This window comes from Amycolatopsis sp. lyj-23 (assembly GCF_046549135.1).
Taxonomy (GTDB): Bacteria; Actinomycetota; Actinomycetes; order Mycobacteriales; family Pseudonocardiaceae; genus Amycolatopsis.
On record NZ_JAJPWN010000008.1, the window covers coordinates 265,043 to 282,520 of the forward strand.

Here is a 17,478-nt window from a genome sequence, read left to right on the forward strand (position 1 = left end):
CCGGCTACTGCAGCGGCGGTAGCCCGCCGGTTCCTCCTGCACGGGCGGCAGCGCGAAGTGCCTGCCTCGGCACGACGACGCACGAGGGGCCGGGCGGCCATGCTCCCGGCGTCCGCCTCGAAAGGAGCACCCCATGAACGTCCTAGCCGCCGTCGGCACCTACGACCTGACCCCCGGCCGGCTCTGGTCCCTGATCGCCGCGGTCCTCGGCGTGGCGGGGGTGATCGCGGGCGGCTCGGCCCTGGCCCGCGGCCGCGGAACCGTCGTGGCACTGGCCGGCGGCCTGGCCGCGGTGGTCATCGGCGGGTGGGTGGTGGCCGCCGCGAAAGGCGGCCCCGGCACGGGGTACGGGATCGTCGGCGGTTACGTGGACCTGGTGATCGGCGTGGCGGCCCTGGCTCTCGGGGGACTGGCGATGGCTCGCTCGCGCGGTTTTGTCGGTGGTCGCCGCTAGCGTCCCGGGCATGGACGAAGTCGATTTCGCCGAGTTCCCGTCGTCGTCCGCCGCGGCGTCGGGCCGGTTCTTCGAGCGCGCGTTCGGCTGGACGGTGACACCGTACGGCCCGGACTACACCGACGTCCGGGCCGGCGGCCTCACCTTGGGCTTCCAGTCGGACCCGGCCGAGCGGCCCCGCGCACCGCTGGTGACGATCCGCACGGACGACCTGGTGGTGGCCCGCACGGCGGTGGAAGCCGCGGGCGGCGTGGTGACGAAGGAGCCGTTCGCGTTCCCGGGCGGCCGCCGGTTCCACTTCCGCGAGCCCGGCGGGAGCGAACTGGCGGTGTGGTCACCGGAGGCTTGAGCCTTCCCGATCCTCCGGACGATCGGGGTGGCGGACGAGCGACTCGCCGAAGTGCGCCCGTTCTACCGGGACACCACTGCCATCGCGGCTGCCTGCTCGACGTAACCGGCCGCCCCGCCGCCGTAGAAGGTCGCGGGGTCGGCCGGCGCCGTCGGCAGGTCGAGCGCGAACCGCGTCACCAGGTCCGGGTTCGCGACGAAGTGCCGGGCGTAGGACACCGCGTCGGCGATACCGGCCTCGACCACGGCGTTGCCGGACTCGCGGTCAAACCCGTTGTTGACGATCAGCAGGCCGTCGAACAGCTCCCGGTAGCGGGCGAAGGCGGCGAAGTCCGGCCCGGTGTCGGGTCCCCTCAGGTGCAGGTAGTCCGCGGTGAGCCCGGCGACCAGCTCTTCGTACTCGGCGCGAAGGGCTTCGTCCACAGTGAACAGTCCGCCGGTCCACCACGGCGAAAGCCGCACCCCGACGCGACCGTGCGCGGCGGCCGCGTCGACGACCTCCGCGAGCAACCTCCGGCGGGCAGCCGCGGAGCCGCCGTAGGCGTCGGTGCGGCGGTTGAGCCGCGGGTGCAGGAACTGCGCGAGCAGGTACACCCCGTTGGCCGCGATCTCGACGCCGTCGAACCCGGCGCGGCGCGCGTTCTCCGCTGCCGTGCCGTAGTCCGCGACCGTCGCCCGCACCTCGGCCGGGCTCATCTCCCGAGGGGTGCCGGTCCGAAGCCGCCCGGACGCCGTGTGCACCGGCTCGCGCGGGTTCACCGCCGACGGTCCCGCCGGTCGGCCGCCGAGGAAGTCCGGGTGGGACACCGCCCCGGTGTGCCACAGCTGCAGCACGATCCGGCCGCCGAGCGCGTGCACGACGCCGGTCACCCGCCGCCACCCGGCGACCTGCGCTTCGGTGTACACGCCGGGCACGTCCGGAAAGCCGACGGCCCGTTCGCTCACCCAAGTCCCTTCCGCGACGATGAGCCCGGCGCCGGCGCGCTGCGCGTAGTAGGCCGCCTGGAGGTCGCCGGGCACTCCGCCCGGGACGCGCGCCCGGGTCGTCGGGGCCACGACGACCCGGTTCGGCAGGTGCCAGCCGTCCAGGCCGGCGGGGGTCAGCAAGCTCATCCGGTCACCTCCGGTCGCGGGGATGCGTCGAGGAGGCGACGGTGGACACGGGCGAAAGGTGACCGATGGACCTGGCGGCGGAATTCGAGGCCGAGCGCGGCCGGCTGCGCGGGCTGGCCTACCGGATGCTCGGCTCGGCGGCCGAAGCGGACGACGCCGTCCAGGAGGCGTGGCTGCGGCTGAACCGGGTGGACTCGGTGGACAACCTGGCGGCCTGGCTGACGACGGTCGTTTCCCGTGTCTGCCTGGACGTCCTGCGCTCGCGGAAAGCCCGCCGCGAGGAGCCCTTCGACGTGGTCCTGGAGCCGGTCGACGACGGCGATCCGGCGGACGAAGCCGCGCTCGCCGACTCGGTGGGCCGCGCGCTGCTCGTCGTGCTGGCCGCGCTCGGCCCGGCCGAGCGGATCGCGTTCGTGCTGCACGACCTGTTCGCGGTGCCGTTCGACCGGATCGCCCCGGTGCTGGACCGCACGCCGGTGGCGGCGAAGAAGCTGGCGAGCCGCGCGCGGCAGCGGGTCCGCGGGACCGCGCCGCTGCCGCCGGCCGACCTGGCCCGGCACCGCCGGGTGGTCGACGCGTTCCTGGCCGCGGCCCGCGGCGGCGACCTCACCGCGTTGCTCGACGTGCTGGCCCCGGACGTCGTCCGCCGCGCCGACGCGGCCGCGTTGCCGGCGGGTGCGGCGCTCGAGACGCGAGGAGCCCGTGCGGTGGCCGAGGAAATCCGGGTCTTCGGAAAACGGGCCCGGTTCGGCGAAACGGCCCTCGTCGACGGCGCGGTCGGTGTCGTCGTGGCGCTGCGCGGCCGGCTGGTGCTCGCCTTGGCCGTGACGGTCGAAGGCGAGCGGGTGGCGGCGTACGAGGTGATCGCCGACCCCGCCCGCCTCGCCGCGCTGCACGTCAGCCTCCTCAGCGCTTGATCCGGTAGGACAGGTGCGTCACGCCCGTGCCTTCGACGACCTCGGGGTCGGTCAGCTTGGTGGTGGCGTCGAGGTGGTCGAAGAAGCGGACGCCGGAGCCGAGCAGCACGGGGACCAGGTCGACCTGGACGCCGTCGAGCAGGCCGAGGTTGAGGCACTGCTGGGCGATCGTCGTGCTGGCGACGGCCACGTTCTTGTCGCCGGCGATCTTCTTGGCCTGCTCGACGGCGCTTTCGAGGCCGTCGGTGACGAAGGTGAACGGCGCGTCCGGGTGCGGCCAGTCCGACGGCTCTTCGTGGGTGACGACGACGACCGGGACACCCATCGGGTGCGTGCCACCCCAGCCCTGGGTGAGGTTGAACAGGCGGCGGCCGGTGAGCAGCGCGCCGACGTTCGCCATGGCGTGGCGCAGCATCTTCGCGCTGGCTTCGGAGGTCTTGAAGGTGGCCCACTCGACCGCGGTGGGGACCTCGACGTCGCCGTTGCCGAACCACTCGAACAGGTGATCGATGCGGTCCTCCGGGTCGGCCACGAAGCCGTCGAGGGACATGGACATGTTGGCGATGACGTCGGCCATTTCGAACTCCCTTTTTCCTGGTCAGTGGCGCTTTGCCCTGCTGACGAGAAGTCTTCCGCGGCGGCCCGGCCGGAAGATCTGCCACCTGGCCGACATCCGGCGGCGGGTGGCCGATGCTTGACAGCCCCCGGGGGTGGCGAGACCATGAACAGGTGTTCATGAACGTACGTTCATAAGAGGGGAGACGGGGATGACCGGGATCGTCAACACCGCGCAGGCCGAGGCGTGGAACGGCTACGAAGGCGGGCATTGGGCGGCGCACGCCGACCGCTACGACGACGTGAACAGCGGTTTCAACGGCTACCTGCTCGACCGGGTGAGCGCGGAGGACCGCGTGCTGGACATCGGCTGCGGCAACGGCCAGCTGACGCGGCTCGCCGCGGCGCGCGGGCGTTCCGCGCACGGCGTCGACCTGTCCGAGCCGATGCTCGCGACCGCACGGGCGCGGGCGTCCGGAGTGCCGAACGTGACGTTCGAGCAGGGGGACGTCCAGGTCCACCCGTTCACCGGAGGCGCGTTCGACCTGGCGCTCAGCCGGTTCGGGGTGATGTTCTTCGCCGATCCGGTGGCGGCGTTCGCCAACGTCCGGCGGGCCCTGTCCCCGGGCGGCCGGCTCGCTTTCCTGTGCCTGACCGCCCTGGCCGGCACCGATCTCGGCCGGGTGTTCGGCGCGCTGGCGGCCTACCTGCCGCAGCCGACCGGGCCGGACGGCAGCGGGCCGACGTCGTTCGCGGATCCGGACCGCACCCGGGCCGTGCTGACCGAAGCCGGCTTCGAGGCCGTGGAATGCACCCGCGTCGAAGCCGATCAGATCTGGGGCCGGGACGTCCCGGACGCGGCGGGGTTCATGGCGGACTGGGGTCCGGTCCGCCACCAGCTGGGTCAGATCGGCAGCGCGAGGGCAGCCAAGGCGACCGAGGCACTGGCCGTGGCGCTCGAGCCGTTCGCGGCTCCCGACGCGGTCCGGCTGCGCGGCACGGCGTGGCTGGTCACGGGAAGGAGGTCGTAGCGCGGCGCCCGTACGATGGCGGGTGATGTCACCGAGGAAAGCCGCCGCCCAGCGGGACGGGCAGTCACTGCACGACCTGCTGGTCGAGACCGCGCAGAAGATGATCGCCGCACACGGCACGACCGGCATGACCGTGCGCGAGATCGCGCGCATGGCAGGCGTCGCCGACGGCGTGCTCTACAACCACTTCTCCGACAAGGAGGAGCTGGTGGCCCGGGCCTTGCTGGAGCACGTGCGCGCGACGGAGGCCGAGCTGGGCGAGCTGCCGGTGGCGGGCGAAGGCACGCTGACCGGCAACCTCCGCCGCCACGTGGAGTTCGGCCTGGCGCTGCACAAGGCGCTCGTGCCGGCGTTCAGCGGGCTGGTCGCGCAGCCGCGCGTGCTGGAGCGGTTCGCGGAGATCAGCGAGCGGTCGGGCTACTGGCGCGATCGCCTGGTGGCTTACCTCGAGGCGGAGCGGGCACTGGGCCGCCTGCGCGTGGAGTCCGAAGTGGACGCAACAGCGGCCATGCTGGTCGGCTACTGCCACGCCTCGGTGCTGACGACGGTCTTCCCGCACACGGCCCCCCTGGACCCACCCCCGGTGAACGCGGTCGTGACCGCCGCCCTCCACGGCATCGCCCCGCAGGACCCCGAACCGCCACCGGAGACCGCCGCCGACGGGTGACCCGTTCCGCGATCCGGCCGTCGCACACCCGCATCACGTCCGCGACCGCGCTCCCCCGTGGACCGGGCGTTGCGCTGCGCACCCGTCAGAACTGTCCGTCCTTTGTGGAGTTATCGACACCAAGCCCACCATGCGCGAAACAGAAAGGGAAAGACCTGTGGACTATGCCGCGATACTCTCCCGGTATGGACGACGTCGAGGTCCGTGAGCTGCGGTATTTCCGCGCGGTCGCCGAAGAGCTGAACTTCTCCCGCGCCGCCGAACGGCTCGGGATGGCACAGCCGCCACTGTCACGCGCGATCCGGCTGCTGGAGCGGCGGCTCGGGGTGCAGCTGTTCGAACGCACCAGCCGGCACGTCTCGCTGACGCCGGCCGGCGCCGTCCTCTTCGCCGAGTCGGCGAAGGCTCTGGACGCCGTCACGGCGGCGGTCCGGCGCACCCGGCGGGCGGCGCAGCGGACACCGGCGCTCGTCGTCACCGCGAAGCCGGGGGTCGCCACCGATCTGCTGCGGCGGATCGCCGATGCGCACCCGGATCCGGTCGACGTCCGGGTCAGCGGGTTCGGCGAGCAGACGGAGATGCTGCAGGACGGGCGGGCCGACGTGGCCGTCCTCGGCTGCCACGGCCGTCCGCACCAGGGCTTGGACGTCGAGGTGCTGTTCAGCGAGCCGCGGGTGGCCGCGCTGCCTTCGGACCACGAGCTCGCCGGGCGATCGGTGCTGACCTGCGCCGACCTCGCCGGGCGGCCGACGCCGTGCTGGCCGCTGTCCTCCGCAGCCGACCGGGCGTACTGGTCCGGACAGGACGTCACCGGCGGGCCGGTGACCCCGGGGCCGGTCGTGCACGACAGCGCCCAGCTGCTGGAGACGGTCGCGCTCGGGCAGGCGGTCGCGCTGCTGCCGGTGTCGGTCGCCGAATTGCGGTCGCGGGACGACGTCGTCTACCGGCCGGTCGTCGACGCGACGCCGTACTCGCTGGCTCTCGCCTGGCCGGCCGGCGCGCGGGATCCGCGGATCGCGCGGTTCGTGCGGACCGCCACCGAGGTCAGCGAAGCACTACCTCGGCCGGGAGCCGTCCCGGCGGGGTGACCGTGAAGATGACCGGTGGCACCCGGACGTCGTCGGCCTCGAAGGCGGCCCGCAGCCGGGCGGCGTCCGCGCCGGCCATCAGCTCGGCCAGTTCGTCGGCGCGAGCGATGGTGGCCGGGGCGAGCGAAACGGAGTCGTCGAGGGCGCCCCAGAGGTCCCACTGGAGCATCTCGTGCTTGTTGAGCGCGGCCAGGTCGAGCACGAGGTTGTGCCACGCGTACGGGAGGCCGCGCAGGAACGGCACGTCCAGGTCCGGCGAGACGACGAGCCGGTCCGGGTCGAGCTCGCCCGAACGGGCTGCGGTCCACGCGGCGGGGCCGGTCAGAAACCGGTCGCGGGGGACGTCGAGGAGGTCGAACTCGACGTCGTCCACTGGGTCCTGGAAGCCGGGCGACAGCTGGGGCTCGACGAGGCGCCAGCCGTCGGCGGTGCGGACCTCGGCGACGACGTGGTCGAGGTACCAGCCGGGCACCAGGTAGCTCGCGAAGCCGACGCGGGCGCGGGCCGGGATGCCGTGGTGGCGCGCCATCGAGACGAAGAGCAGCGTGAAATCGCGGCAGCAGCCGACGATCCGGTGCAGCGGCGGCCGCGGCTCGCCGGGCGGCGCCGGGTCGAGCTCGCGCAGGCGTGCCCACATGTCCGCGGCGTACCGCAGGGTGATTTCGTCGTTGCGGGCCGCCGGAAAACCGTGCTCGGTGATGGGGCCCGCACCCCAGTAGTGGAACACCAGCTGGGACGCCGCTTCGCGCAGCGCAGCGAGGTCGGCGGGGGCCGCGTCCAGCCAGCCGGCGTGCGGGCCCGGGTCGCTGAAGCGGCTGTGGCTGACGTAGAAGTCGTCCATCCCGCGACGCTATCCGGATTTCAGCCGGCTTGAACAGCCAGTTCGCCGCGGAACGTCGACCGGTACGCGCTCGGCGACACCCCGAGCGCCGCCTGGAAGTGCTGGCGCAGCGAGGCCGCCGTGCCGAAGCCTGCCTCCGTGGCGACCCGGTCGACCGGCAGGTCGGTCTCCTCGAGCAGCTGGCGGGCGCGCTCGACCCGTTGCTGCGTCAGCCATTGCACGGCCGAAATGCCGACCTCCTCGCGGAAGCGGCGGGTGAACGTGCGCGTGCTCATCGCCTCGCGGGCGGCGAGCTCGCGCAGCGTCAGCGGCCGGTGCAGGTTCTCAAGGGCCCACGCCCGCGCCGCCTTGGTCGAAGACGTACGGGGTTCGGGGACCGGCCGCCGGACGAACTGGGCCTGGCCGCCCTCGCGGTGCGGGGACACGACCGTTCCGCGGGCGACTTCGTTGGCCACGGCCGCGCCGTGGTCGCGGCGGATCATGTGCAGCACCAGGTCGATGCCGGCCGCGACACCGGCCGACGTCAACACGTTGCCGTCGTCGGTGTAGAGCACGCACGGGTCCACGTCGACCTCGGGGAACCGGACCTGCAGGTCCTCCGCGGAGCGCCAGTGCGTGGTGGCCGGGCGGCCGTCGAGCAGCCCGGCCGCGGCGAGGACGAACGCGCCGGTGCAGATGGAGGCGATGCGCGCGTCCGGCGGGATGCGGTCGAGCGCGGCCTTGAGCGGCGGGGTCAGCACGCGCGCCATCGGCTCGTACTCGGCCAGCGACGCCGGGACGATCACCGTGTCGGCTTCGGCCAGCACCTCGGGGCCGCGGTCGACCGGGATGGCGATGTCCGCGTCCGTGCGGACCAGGCCGGGCTCGAGCGTGCAGGTCACGACCTCGTACAGCGGCTCGCCCGAAGCCGAGCGGGCCTGGCCGAACAGGCGCTGGACGATCCCCAGCTCCATCACCAGCATGCCGTGGCGGACCAGGACGGCGACGTGGTGACGGTTGGGGTGCACGAATTCGGCCATGGCTCGATTCTTGCACATATTGGCCATCGGGCCACTCGATCGCATCGGGCGGCCGCGTGACCATCGAGGTCATGAACGTGCTGTGGGTTTTCGCGCATCCCGAGCCGCGCTCGCTGAGCGGGGCCCTCCGCGACGACGGACTCCGGACGCTCCGGGAACTCGGCCACGCCGTCCGGGAGTCGGATCTCTACGCGATGAAGTGGAACCCGGTGGTCGACGCGGCCGACTTCGGTGCCGAAGCGGACGACGAGCGGCTGGTCGTCGGAGCGGCGTCGGCCCGGGCGCTCGCGCGCGGGGAGCTGAGCGCGGACATCGTCGCCGAGCAGGAAAAGCTGACGTGGGCGGACGCGGTCGTCGTGCAGTTCCCGCTGTGGTGGTACGGCCTGCCCGCGATCCTCAAGGGCTGGTTCGACCGCGTTTTCGTGAAGGGCTTCGGCTACGGCATCCGCGCCGAGGACGGCCGCCCCCTGCGCTACGGCGAAGGCCGGCTCGCGGGCAAGCGCGCGATGGTGGTGCTCACCGCGGGTGCCCGCGAGCCGGCCATGGGCCCGCGCGGAGTGAACGGGGCACTGGACGAGGTCCTGTTCCCGCTGCAGCACGGAACGCTCTTCTACACGGGAATGTCGGTCCTGCCACCCCTGGCGATCCACGGCGCCGACCGCCTCCCGGACGACCAGTTCGCCGAGGCACAAGCGCGGCTTCGCGAACGCCTCCGAACGCTGGCAACGACGGAACCGATCCCGTTCCGCACCCAGAACGGCGGCGACTACGACGACGACCTGGTCCTGCACCCCGACCGCGCCCCGGGAGTCACCGGGCTGGCCGCCCACCTCACGCAGGCCGGCTGAAGCACGGCCCCGACCACGCGCCACCGCCCGCCCGCGTGGCCGGGGCAGCCCCGCCGAAGGCCTGCCCCGCCCACGCCACAGGCGCACCGCTCCGAGCCGCCACTCACGCGGCCAACGCCAGGCGCCACCAGCCACACCACAACCGCTACCGGCCGCAGCCGCCGCCCATGCGGCCAACGCGAGGCGCCGCCACGCCACGCCACGCGCGCTACCGGCCCCGGCCGCCACTCACGCGGCCAACGCGAGGCGCCACCCCAGCCACACCACAACCGCAACCGAACCCAGCCGCCGCTTACGCGGGCAAGGTGAGGCGCTGACCCAGGCCGCCGTCCACCGGGAGGTCGGCGCCCGTCGTGAACGTCGCCTCGAACGCCAGGAACAGCACCGCCGCCGCTACCTCCTCCGAACTCGCGTGGCGCTTCAGGGGCGTTGTCTCGTCGCCGATGGCCTTGAACTGCGCCAGTACCGCTTCGGGCACGCCCGTCACGCCCATCGTCGGCGTGTCCGTGTAGCCGGGGCTGACCACGTTGACCCGGATCCCGCGTGGCGCCAGCTCGGCCGCGTACGTGCGGGCGAACGAGCGCACCGCCGCCTTCGCCGCCGAATACAGGCCCATGCCCGCGATCCCCGCTTCGGCCGCGACCGACGTTGTGAACACGAACGAACCACCCGGCCGGACCAGCGGTGCCAGCCGCCGGGCCGTGAAGTACGCGCCCTTGGTGTTCACGTCGAACGTGCGGTCGTACAGTTCGGGGGTCGCGTCCTCGTGCGGCGTCAGCGTCGAGAACCCGACGTTGACGAACACCAGGTCCAGTTCGCCGAGCTTGTCCGCGGCCACCGCGCCGAGCTCGTCGACGTCGGCCAGGCGGGCCGCGTCCGACGACAGCAGGTGGGCCTTGCCCGGCAGCTTCCCTTCCAGCGGTGACACGTCCCGGCCGGTCAGCAGCACCTCCGCGCCGCCGTCGAGCAGGGCGCGGACCACCGCCATGCCCATGCCGTGCGTGCCGCCGGTCACGACCGCCTTCTTGCCGACGTACTTCACCGGATCTCCTCGATGACGCTGGCGATCGCGTGCGAGCCGTGGCCCGCCGCGACCGCGCGGTCGAACAACTCTGCCAGCCCCGCGGGCACCGCGGTGCTGATCCCCTGCGCGCGGCTCGTCTCGACCAGCAGGCCGAGCCCGGCCGCGTTGATGTCCAAAGCGGACACTTCGGTGGCGTAGTCCCCGCTGGCGACCTGGGCGCCGATGCCCGGCAGGAACCCGCCGACGGCCGAGTGCCACGCCGACGCCATCTGCGTGAACTGCTCCGGCGTGACACCCTCGGTCCCGACCAGCGCGAGCGCGTGCAGGTAGCCGGCCATGGCCGACCACATCATGCCGAGCAGCGCCAGGTCGTACAGCGCCGGCCGCCCGGCGTCCTCGCCGAGGAACACCGGTGTTCCCAGCACTTCGAGCACGTCTCGCTGCGCCGTGAAGGCCGATTCGCTGCCGCCGTAGAGGATCTGCGCCTCCGGTGTCCCGATGCCCTGCGGTACGGCCATGATGACGCCGTCCACGTAGTCGATCCCCTCGGAGGCCGCCCACTTCGCGACGCCGCGCGCCTGCTCCGGCGTCCCGGACGTGAGGTTGACGAGCACCTTCGGCGCCGCGGCTTCCAGCACCGGCTGCTGAGCGTCGTATGTGGACAGACAGCTGAGGACGACGTCCGCCGAAGCCGCTTCCGCCGGTGTCGCCGCGAGCCGGGCGCCGCGATCGAGCAGCGGTCCCGCCTTGAGCGGCGACCGGTTCCACACCGAGACGTCGTGTCCCGCCCCCACGAGCGCGCCGGCGAGGGCGGCGCCCATCCGCCCCAGGCCGAGCACGCCCACCTGTTTCTTGCTTTCTCCCATGGCTTCCATGCTGCTGGCGCGCTTTACACTGGACAAGTACCGACTAATAAGTCAGGTACCCACCAAAACGTAAGGATCCTGGATGCAGCCTCGAACGTACCGCTGCGGCTTGGACGCGGCCGTCGACGTCATCGGCGGCCGCTGGAAGGCCCTGATCCTCTGGGCACTGCACGCCGAACCGCTGCGGTTCGGCGAGCTCAAGCGGAAGGTGGCGGGGATCAGCGAAAAGATGCTGATCCAGGCCCTGCGCGAGCTGGAGGCGGACGAGATCGTGCACCGCGAGGTGTTCCACGAGATCCCGCCGAAGGTCGAGTACTCGCTGACCGAGCTGGGTCAGCGGCTGAACACGGCGTTGCTGCCGCTGGGCGACTGGGGTGAGGAGAACATGGCCGGCATCGCGAAGCGCCGCGGTGTCACGCCCGCGCCACCGCATACGGCTTCAGCGTGATCGCGTTGCCCGCCTTCAGCGGCAGTTCCTCGATCAGCTTGCGCCACGGCAGGTACGGCAGCAGCCGGTAGTTCAGGTTGCGGAACTTCAGCCACGCGCGCGTCGGCGGGACGAACCACTTCCCGTTGCCTTCGGCCAGTTTCTGGCACGCGGCGACGAAGCCGCGCATCTCGGCGGTGTAGGTGCCGAACGCCGTCGCGTGGTCGCCCCCGGCGGCCGCGAGCTCGCCCGCGAGCACGTACGCGCCGACGATCGCCAGGCTCGTCCCCATGCCCGAGAGCGGCGCGGCGCAGTAGGCGGCGTCGCCGACCAGCGCGACGCGCCCGCGCGAATACGAGTCCAGCTTGATCTGGCTCGCCGAGTCGAAGTAGAAGTCCGGCGCCTTTCGCATGGCCTTCAGCAGCGTCGGCGTCTCCCAGCCGACGTCGCGGAACTTCTCTTCGACGATCCTGCGCTGCTGCTCGACGTCACGGTGGTCGTAGTCCAGCCCCTCGGAGCCGAACCAGAACAGCGCCTTGGCTTCGGTGTTGTCCCGCGCGCTGTAGACGCCGACGGTCCGGTTCGGCTCGTTGTGGAACCGGCCGGCGCGGTCGAGGCCCAGGTGGTTCGGCACCGTGAAGATGGAGACGTAGTAACCGAGGTCGCGGCGGAACGCCCGCTCCTCGCCGAAGACCAGCGACCGCACGTTCGAGTGCAGCCCGTCGGCCCCGACGACCAGGTCGAACCCCCGCGGCTCGCTCCGGGCGAAGGTGACCGTGACGCCGTCGCCGCGCTCGGCGACGCCGGTGATCGAGTCGCCGAAGACGTACTCGACGTCGTCCTTCGTGGCGTCGTACAGGATGCGCGCGAGGTCGCCGCGCAGGATCTCCAGCTCGCCGCTCTGGTAGGTCGGCGGTGTGCCGACCAGCGGCCGGTCCGCACTGTCCACATAGGTCACCGCACCCATCCGGGTCGCCGCCGCTTCGGCCGCGCCCAGCAGGCCCATCCGGTCGAGCACCCGCAGCGACGCCCCGCGGAAGTCGACCGCGTAGCCGCCGTCGCGCAGTTCGGGAGCGCGTTCGACGACCGTCGGCGTGAAGCCGTGGCGACGGAGCCAGAAGGCCAGAGCCGGGCCGGCGACGCTCGCGCCGGAGATGAGGACTCGTCTGTTCTGCATGCCGAGAACGGTAACCCCGATTTGGGCGATCGCGCAAGGCGATCGCCTAAGACGTTCGTGCTAGGCTCGGCAGCATGGGCAACAAGGAGTCACTGCTGGCCGGCGCGAAGCGCTGCCTGTACGAGAAGGGCTACGCCCGCACGACGGTGCGGGACCTGGCCTCGGCGGCGAACGTGAGCATGGCGGCCATCGGGTACCACTTCGGCTCGCGCGAGGCGCTGCTCAACACCGCCCTGATCGAGGCGAACGAGGAGTGGGGCGAAGCACTCGCGAAGACGCTCCAGGTCGAGACGCCGCCGGACACGCCACCGGCCGAGCGGTTCGCGCTGATCTGGCAGCGGGTGATCGAGTCGTTCGGCGAGCACCGCCGCATGTGGGCGGTGAGCTTCGAGGCCTGCTCACAGCCGGACCTCGACGAGAACGTCCGCACCCAGCTGGCGAACGCGCTCGAACAGGCCCGCCACGGCCTGGCGAACCTGTTCCAGGGCCTCGACGACGGAAGCGCCGAAGCCCGGGCCGTCGGCACGGTCCACCAGGCCCTGCTGTCGGGCGTGATGCTCCAGTGGCTGATCGACCCGGGCCACGCCCCCTCGGGCACCGACGTGGTCCACGGCCTGCGCCTGATCGCGCAGGAGGTCCTGGATTAGGCGGTGACCAGGTCCGCGCCGGCGAAGAACGCCGGTGCGGCCGCCACCGCGTCGGCGTCGCGCAGGACGTCACCCGGGCGGCTGCCGTTGCCCAAGAGCACTCCGCCCCAGTTCATGCCCAGGTATTCGGCGCACAGTTCCAGCGTGCCGATCAGCGGCTGCGCCTCGCGGGCCGTCTCGCTCAGGACGCTGATGCCCCACAACGTCTTTCCGCGCATGCGCGGCTTGAACTCCACCGGCAGCCGCATCCAGCCCGACCAATAGTCCAAGTAGAGCTTGACGCTCGCCGAGACCGAATACCAGTACACCGGCGACGCGATCACGATGTCCGTCGCGGCGAAGGTCGCGTCCATCAGCAGTTGCTCGTTCTCGCCCGGCGACGGGTGCTCGCCGGCGCCGTGGCGGCGGTCCTCGAACGGCGGCAGCGGCACCTCCGGCAGCCGGATCCACCGCTGCTCGACGTCCTGCGGCAGCTCCTTCGCCGCCAGCCGGGCCAGCGTTTCCGTGTTGCCCCCGGCCCGCGCGGCGCCCACCAGGAACAGGAAGCTGCGATCGCTCATGTCCACCCTCTCGAAGTACTTGCATGTACATATAAATACTGTCCCTGGACTATCCTGGCGTCAAGAGGAGGCCGGAAGATGACCGTCGACGAACAGGCCTGGGGCCGGGTGCTCGTCCTGCACGCCCGGATCGAGCAGGAACTCGCCAAAGCACTGCAGCGGCGCCACGGGCTCGGCCTGTCCGAGTACCGCGCGCTCGGCAAGCTGGTCGCCGGGCCCCGCGGCGGGCTGCGGATGCAGGAGCTCGCCGAGGCGATCGGGCTCAACCAGAGCTCGGTCAGCCGGATGTGCGCGCGCCTCGAAGACGCCGGGCTGACCGTCCGCGACCTGTGCGAAAACGACCGCCGCGGCGTCTACTCGGTGATCACCGACACCGGCCGCAAGCGCTACGCCGAGACCGAGCCGACGTACGTCGCCGTGCTGCGGACCGCGCTCGACAAGGCCGCGGGCGACCCGGAGCTCGCCGCCGCCGTCTCCGCCGTGCGAGGCGCTTGACCCTGTATATTCCTCGGTGGTTATATACGGGCACAGGCAACCCACGGGAGGACGCGTGTCCGGACGAGCGAAGCTGCAGACCGACGGCGAACGACCGGTGCTCCGGCTGGAACGCCGCCTGGGGCACGCGCCCGAGCGGGTCTGGCGGGCCATCACGGACCCGGCGGAACTCGGGCACTGGTTCCCCGCGAAGGTCGACGTCGAGCTGCGCGACGGCGGCGCCATCCGGTTCACCTTCCCCGGCGAGGACACCACGACGACCGGGCGCGTGCTCACCGCCGACCCGCCGCGCGAGTTCACCTTCGTCTGGAACGACGACACCCTGCGCTGGCTGATCACCCCCGACGGCGACGGCAGCCTGCTGGAGTTCACGCACACCTTCGGCCGCGGCGACCCGGCGATCGCGAAGCTCGCCGGCGGCCGCACCGCCGCGGGCTGGGACGTCTGCCTCGACGCGCTCGCCGCGCGCCTGGCCGGGCAGGACTTCGAGCAGCCGCGGGACTGGCACCCGCGGATGGCGTCCTACCTGGAGGAATTCGGCCTCGACGACGGTGAAGTCCTCGACGACGGCACGATCCGCTTCCGCCGCGACCTCGGCTGGAAACCCCTCGACCAGCTGCAGCCGCTGCTCCCGGACGAACCCGGCTGGCGCCTGGTGCACGACCCGCGCGAAGGCACGCGCGTCGAGTTCACCGAAGCGGCCGGGGACGACGTCCCGGCGCAGCTGGCCCGGCGGCACGAGCAGCTCGACAAGCTGTTCGCCGCCACCCACGGCGTCGACCTGCCGGACTGGCCGTCCGACCGCGTCGAAGCCGTGCGGAAGCACTACTCGGAGCATCCGCCCCAAGGTTGACGCGCGAGCGGGAGGCCCGCATTACGGTCGGGTCATGCGCATTCGCGTCGTCCTGGACGCCCTCGCCGTCCTGGTGTTGACCCTGGGGGCCGGCGGCAACCTCGCCGCCGGCGCGTGGTCGCTGCCGCCGTGGCTGCCCGGCTGGCTCGGCTGGGCGATCCTGCTGACGAGCGTCACCCCGATCGTGCTGCGGCGCTGGTGGCCGCGTCCTGCCTACGTCCTTTCGCTCGTGCTGACCGCGGCGGCGATCCCGATCGGTGGCCCGGTGCTGGCGGTCGCCGTCGTGTCGGCCGGGTGCGCGCTCTACTCGTTCGTGGTGCGCCGCGGCAGCCGCGCCTCGCGGGCCGGGTTCGTGGCCGGGCTGCTCGGGGTCGGCCTGCTCGGCATCGCGGTGCCGAACCCGAGCACGGCCACGACGGTGAACATCGGCACGTCGGCGCTGACCGTCGGGTTCGCACTCGGCATCGCCGTCCACGGTCGCCGCGAGCACGCCGCCATCGAGCGGGAAACCCACGCGCAGCAAGCGGTTTCCGCGGAACGGCTGCGGATCGCGCGGGAGATGCACGACGTCGTCGCGCACAGCATGAGCCTGATCGCGGTGAAGGCGGCGGTCGGCAACCACGTCGCGCTCGACCAGCCCGACCAGGCGCGGGAAGCGTTGCGGGTCATCGAAGACACGAGCCGCGAGACGCTGGCCGAGCTGCGGCGCATGCTCGGCGTCCTGCGCGACGGCACCGGCGTCCCGGCACTGGCACCCGCCCCGTCGCTCGACGACCTGCGGACGCTCGCCGAACGCGCGCAGCAGGCCGGCCCCGCCGTCGACCTGGTCGTCGACGGCCTCACCGAGCTGCCGAGCGGCGTCGGCCAGTCGGTGTACCGGATCGTGCAGGAGGCGCTGACCAATGTGGTCAAACACGCGGACGCGGCAACGTGCCGGGTCCACGTCACCGGCGGCGACGGCGAAGTGACGATCGAAGTGCGCGACGACGGCCGCGGCGGCGAGGCCGTCCCCGGCCACGGCCTGATCGGGATGCGCGAGCGCGTCGCGGTCTACGCGGGCGAATTCTCGGCGGCGCCCACCGGAACCGGCTTCCGCGTGTTCGCGCGGCTGCCCTACGCGGAAACGGTGGTGGCCCGATGACCCGCGTCCTGATCGCCGACGACCAGGCCCTGCTGCGCGGCAGCTTCCGGGTCCTGGTCGACAGCGCACCGGGCCTGGAAGTGGTCGGCGAGGCGTCCGACGGCGCCGAAGCGGTGGCCCTGACCCGGGTCGAACGGCCGGACGTCGTGCTCATGGACGTCCGCATGCCGGAGATGGACGGCATCGAGGCGACGCGCCGCATCTGCGCGGAAACGGCCGTCCGGGTCCTGATGCTGACGACGTTCGACCTGGACGAGTACGTGTATTCGGCGTTGCGCGCGGGAGCGAGCGGCTTCCTCCTGAAGGACACGCGCCCCGCGGACCTGCTGGCCGCGATCGAGGTGGTGGCCTCCGGCGACGCCCTGCTGGCGCCCTCGGTGACCCGGCGCCTGGTGGCGGAGTTCGCGCGGCTGCCCTCGGGCCCGGTGACCCGCCTGGCCGGCGTGACGGTCCGCGAGCAGGAGGTCCTGACGTTGATCGCCCGGGGCCTGTCGAACGACGAGATCGCCCAGCGCCTGCACCTGGGCATCGCCACGGTGAAGACCCACGTCGGCCGCCTGCTGCACAAGCTCGCCGCGAGGGACCGCGCCCAGCTGGTGATCGCGGCCTACGAATCGGGCCTGATCCGGCCTACACCGCCCGTGTGAACGGCGCGAACCGCATCGAGCACTCCCCCGGCAGCGGACGACCACCCAAGACCAGCCGCGGCGCCGCAACCCCCGGCACCAGCCCCCGCTCCCGGAGCCACGCCGCCAACGCGGGGAACCGGAAGTCCGGATCCACCCGAACCTCCCCGGCCACGGTCCGCGCCACCCCGCGGATCAGCGCCTTCGCTTGCTCCTCCGACCCCGCCACCACCGGCCCGATCACCGTCACGTGCCCGATGTCCACGCCGAACGCGAAGCCCCCGTCGACCACGAACGGCGTCCCGAGCCGCTCCAGGAACCGCCGCCGATCCACCCCGTGCGCGGCGCGATCCACCGCAAGCACCTCGGCCAACGTCCCCGGCGAGGCACCCGGCCCACCGTCGTCGGCGAACCGGCCGACGTGCCCCTGGCAACCGCCGTCGGCCACGAACCCCATCGATTCGTACAGCGGACGGCCGAGAGTCGACGCGTGCAGCCACACCGCCCCGTCCCCGGCCTCCGCGACCGCCCGCTCGGTGATCGCGCGGCCCAGCCCCCGCCGCTCGTAGCGGGCCGCGACCAGCACCATCGAGATCGACGCCACCGGGCCGAACGCCACCACGACCGCGGAAGCCGCCAGCCCGTCCGGGGCATCGATCCCGAACACCGTCCCGGCCTCGTGCAGCAGCCGCCATTTCGGTGGCTCCCGCGGCCACGAGCGGGACTCGGCCAGGTCGGCGCAGGCGGGCAGGTCGGCGGCGGTCAGGGTGCGGATCTCCAT

At 72.5% G+C, this 17,478-nt stretch carries 22 protein-coding genes; 13 read left to right on the top strand and 9 right to left on the bottom strand.

What is annotated here, in order from left to right; all coding sequences use genetic code 11:
• The first annotated feature begins 133 nt into the window (after nt 1-133).
• Both ACLJPY_RS21650 and ACLJPY_RS21655 read left to right on the top strand, forming a co-directional pair.
• Nucleotides 134-454, top strand: a complete 321-nt coding sequence (locus ACLJPY_RS21650; RefSeq protein WP_410590947.1) for a DUF6223 family protein — start codon at nt 134-136, stop codon at nt 452-454.
• Nucleotides 455-464: 10 nt separating this feature from the next.
• On the top strand, nt 465-803 hold the full coding sequence (locus ACLJPY_RS21655) for a VOC family protein (protein ID WP_410590949.1): 339 nt from the start codon (nt 465-467) through the stop codon (nt 801-803).
• A 62-nt stretch (nt 804-865) separates the two neighbouring features.
• Here the strand turns inward: ACLJPY_RS21655 and ACLJPY_RS21660 are convergent, their stop codons facing one another.
• Nucleotides 866-1,915: an alkene reductase gene (locus ACLJPY_RS21660; RefSeq protein WP_410590951.1), complete on the bottom strand. Its 1,050-nt coding sequence runs from the start codon at nt 1,913-1,915 to the stop codon at nt 866-868.
• A 65-nt stretch (nt 1,916-1,980) separates the two neighbouring features.
• Between ACLJPY_RS21660 and ACLJPY_RS21665 the strand changes: the two genes are divergently transcribed.
• Nucleotides 1,981-2,832, top strand: a complete 852-nt coding sequence (locus tag ACLJPY_RS21665; RefSeq protein WP_410590953.1) for a sigma-70 family RNA polymerase sigma factor — start codon at nt 1,981-1,983, stop codon at nt 2,830-2,832.
• Here ACLJPY_RS21665 and ACLJPY_RS21670 read toward each other — a convergent pair.
• Nucleotides 2,822-3,409, bottom strand: a complete 588-nt coding sequence (locus ACLJPY_RS21670) for a dihydrofolate reductase family protein (RefSeq protein WP_410590955.1) — start codon at nt 3,407-3,409, stop codon at nt 2,822-2,824. The genes ACLJPY_RS21665 and ACLJPY_RS21670 overlap by 11 nt on opposite strands.
• Nucleotides 3,410-3,599: 190 nt before the next feature.
• Here ACLJPY_RS21670 and ACLJPY_RS21675 point away from each other — a divergent pair, with 190 nt between their 5' ends.
• The 3 genes from ACLJPY_RS21675 (at nt 3,600) to ACLJPY_RS21685 (ending at nt 6,173) form a co-directional block, all read left to right on the top strand.
• Nucleotides 3,600-4,418: a class I SAM-dependent methyltransferase gene (locus ACLJPY_RS21675; RefSeq protein ID WP_410590957.1), complete on the top strand. Its 819-nt coding sequence runs from the start codon at nt 3,600-3,602 to the stop codon at nt 4,416-4,418.
• A gap of 25 nt (nt 4,419-4,443) precedes the next feature.
• Complete coding sequence (locus ACLJPY_RS21680; RefSeq protein WP_410590959.1) at nt 4,444-5,085, top strand: TetR/AcrR family transcriptional regulator; 642 nt, start codon at nt 4,444-4,446, stop codon at nt 5,083-5,085.
• A 185-nt stretch (nt 5,086-5,270) separates the two neighbouring features.
• Nucleotides 5,271-6,173: a LysR family transcriptional regulator gene (locus ACLJPY_RS21685; RefSeq protein ID WP_410590961.1), complete on the top strand. Its 903-nt coding sequence runs from the start codon at nt 5,271-5,273 to the stop codon at nt 6,171-6,173.
• On the opposite strand, the gene ACLJPY_RS21690 is transcribed toward ACLJPY_RS21685, so the two are convergent.
• Nucleotides 6,130-7,014: a transglutaminase domain-containing protein gene (locus tag ACLJPY_RS21690; RefSeq protein WP_410590962.1), complete on the bottom strand. Its 885-nt coding sequence runs from the start codon at nt 7,012-7,014 to the stop codon at nt 6,130-6,132. The two genes, ACLJPY_RS21685 and ACLJPY_RS21690, sit on opposite strands and share 44 nt — an antisense overlap.
• Before the next feature lie 20 nt (nt 7,015-7,034).
• A complete protein-coding gene (locus ACLJPY_RS21695) occupies nt 7,035-8,033 on the bottom strand; it encodes a GlxA family transcriptional regulator (protein ID WP_410590964.1) in 999 nt (332 codons plus the stop codon).
• Nucleotides 8,034-8,104: 71 nt separating this feature from the next.
• On the opposite strand from ACLJPY_RS21695, the gene ACLJPY_RS21700 reads away from it, so the two are divergent.
• Entirely contained in the window at nt 8,105-8,881 is a 777-nt protein-coding gene (locus ACLJPY_RS21700) for an NAD(P)H-dependent oxidoreductase (protein ID WP_410590966.1), read from the top strand.
• Between the two features lie 292 nt (nt 8,882-9,173).
• Here the strand turns inward: ACLJPY_RS21700 and ACLJPY_RS21705 are convergent, their stop codons facing one another.
• Nucleotides 9,174-9,923 (bottom strand): SDR family NAD(P)-dependent oxidoreductase, encoded by a 750-nt coding sequence (locus ACLJPY_RS21705; RefSeq protein WP_410590968.1) that lies wholly within the window; start codon nt 9,921-9,923, stop codon nt 9,174-9,176.
• Nucleotides 9,920-10,771: an NAD(P)-dependent oxidoreductase gene (locus ACLJPY_RS21710; protein ID WP_410590970.1), complete on the bottom strand. Its 852-nt coding sequence runs from the start codon at nt 10,769-10,771 to the stop codon at nt 9,920-9,922. Before ACLJPY_RS21710 ends, ACLJPY_RS21705 begins: the two co-directional genes overlap by 4 nt.
• 82 nt (nt 10,772-10,853) lie before the next feature.
• Between ACLJPY_RS21710 and ACLJPY_RS21715 the strand changes: the two genes are divergently transcribed.
• Nucleotides 10,854-11,219, top strand: a complete 366-nt coding sequence (locus tag ACLJPY_RS21715) for a winged helix-turn-helix transcriptional regulator (RefSeq protein ID WP_354917938.1) — start codon at nt 10,854-10,856, stop codon at nt 11,217-11,219.
• Here ACLJPY_RS21715 and ACLJPY_RS21720 read toward each other — a convergent pair.
• A complete protein-coding gene (locus ACLJPY_RS21720; protein ID WP_410590972.1) occupies nt 11,185-12,375 on the bottom strand; it encodes an FAD-dependent monooxygenase in 1,191 nt (396 codons plus the stop codon). The two genes, ACLJPY_RS21715 and ACLJPY_RS21720, sit on opposite strands and share 35 nt — an antisense overlap.
• Nucleotides 12,376-12,449: 74 nt before the next feature.
• On the opposite strand from ACLJPY_RS21720, the gene ACLJPY_RS21725 reads away from it, so the two are divergent.
• Nucleotides 12,450-13,022, top strand: coding sequence for a TetR/AcrR family transcriptional regulator (locus ACLJPY_RS21725; RefSeq protein ID WP_410590974.1), 573 nt, complete (start codon nt 12,450-12,452; stop codon nt 13,020-13,022).
• Here the strand turns inward: ACLJPY_RS21725 and ACLJPY_RS21730 are convergent.
• Entirely contained in the window at nt 13,019-13,582 is a 564-nt protein-coding gene (locus ACLJPY_RS21730) for a flavodoxin family protein (RefSeq protein ID WP_410590976.1), read from the bottom strand. The two genes, ACLJPY_RS21725 and ACLJPY_RS21730, sit on opposite strands and share 4 nt — an antisense overlap.
• 78 nt (nt 13,583-13,660) lie before the next feature.
• Here ACLJPY_RS21730 and ACLJPY_RS21735 point away from each other — a divergent pair, with 78 nt between their 5' ends.
• The 4 genes from ACLJPY_RS21735 to ACLJPY_RS21750 are packed head-to-tail and all read left to right on the top strand — an operon-like array spanning nt 13,661 to nt 16,718.
• Nucleotides 13,661-14,077 carry a MarR family winged helix-turn-helix transcriptional regulator gene (locus ACLJPY_RS21735; protein WP_410590978.1) on the top strand — a complete coding sequence of 139 codons (417 nt, stop codon included), beginning with the start codon at nt 13,661-13,663 and terminating at the stop codon, nt 14,075-14,077.
• Between the two features lie 55 nt (nt 14,078-14,132).
• Nucleotides 14,133-14,930, top strand: coding sequence for an SRPBCC family protein (locus ACLJPY_RS21740; protein ID WP_410590980.1), 798 nt, complete (start codon nt 14,133-14,135; stop codon nt 14,928-14,930).
• A 34-nt stretch (nt 14,931-14,964) separates the two neighbouring features.
• On the top strand, nt 14,965-16,071 hold the full coding sequence (locus ACLJPY_RS21745; protein WP_410590981.1) for a sensor histidine kinase: 1,107 nt from the start codon (nt 14,965-14,967) through the stop codon (nt 16,069-16,071).
• On the top strand, nt 16,068-16,718 hold the full coding sequence (locus tag ACLJPY_RS21750; protein WP_410590983.1) for a response regulator: 651 nt from the start codon (nt 16,068-16,070) through the stop codon (nt 16,716-16,718). The genes ACLJPY_RS21745 and ACLJPY_RS21750 overlap by 4 nt, the downstream gene beginning before the upstream one ends.
• Here ACLJPY_RS21750 and ACLJPY_RS21755 read toward each other — a convergent pair.
• The gene (locus ACLJPY_RS21755; protein ID WP_410590985.1) at nt 16,702-17,478 is read right to left on the bottom strand and encodes a GNAT family N-acetyltransferase; all 777 of its coding nucleotides are present in this window, start codon (nt 17,476-17,478) and stop codon (nt 16,702-16,704) included. The genes ACLJPY_RS21750 and ACLJPY_RS21755 overlap by 17 nt on opposite strands.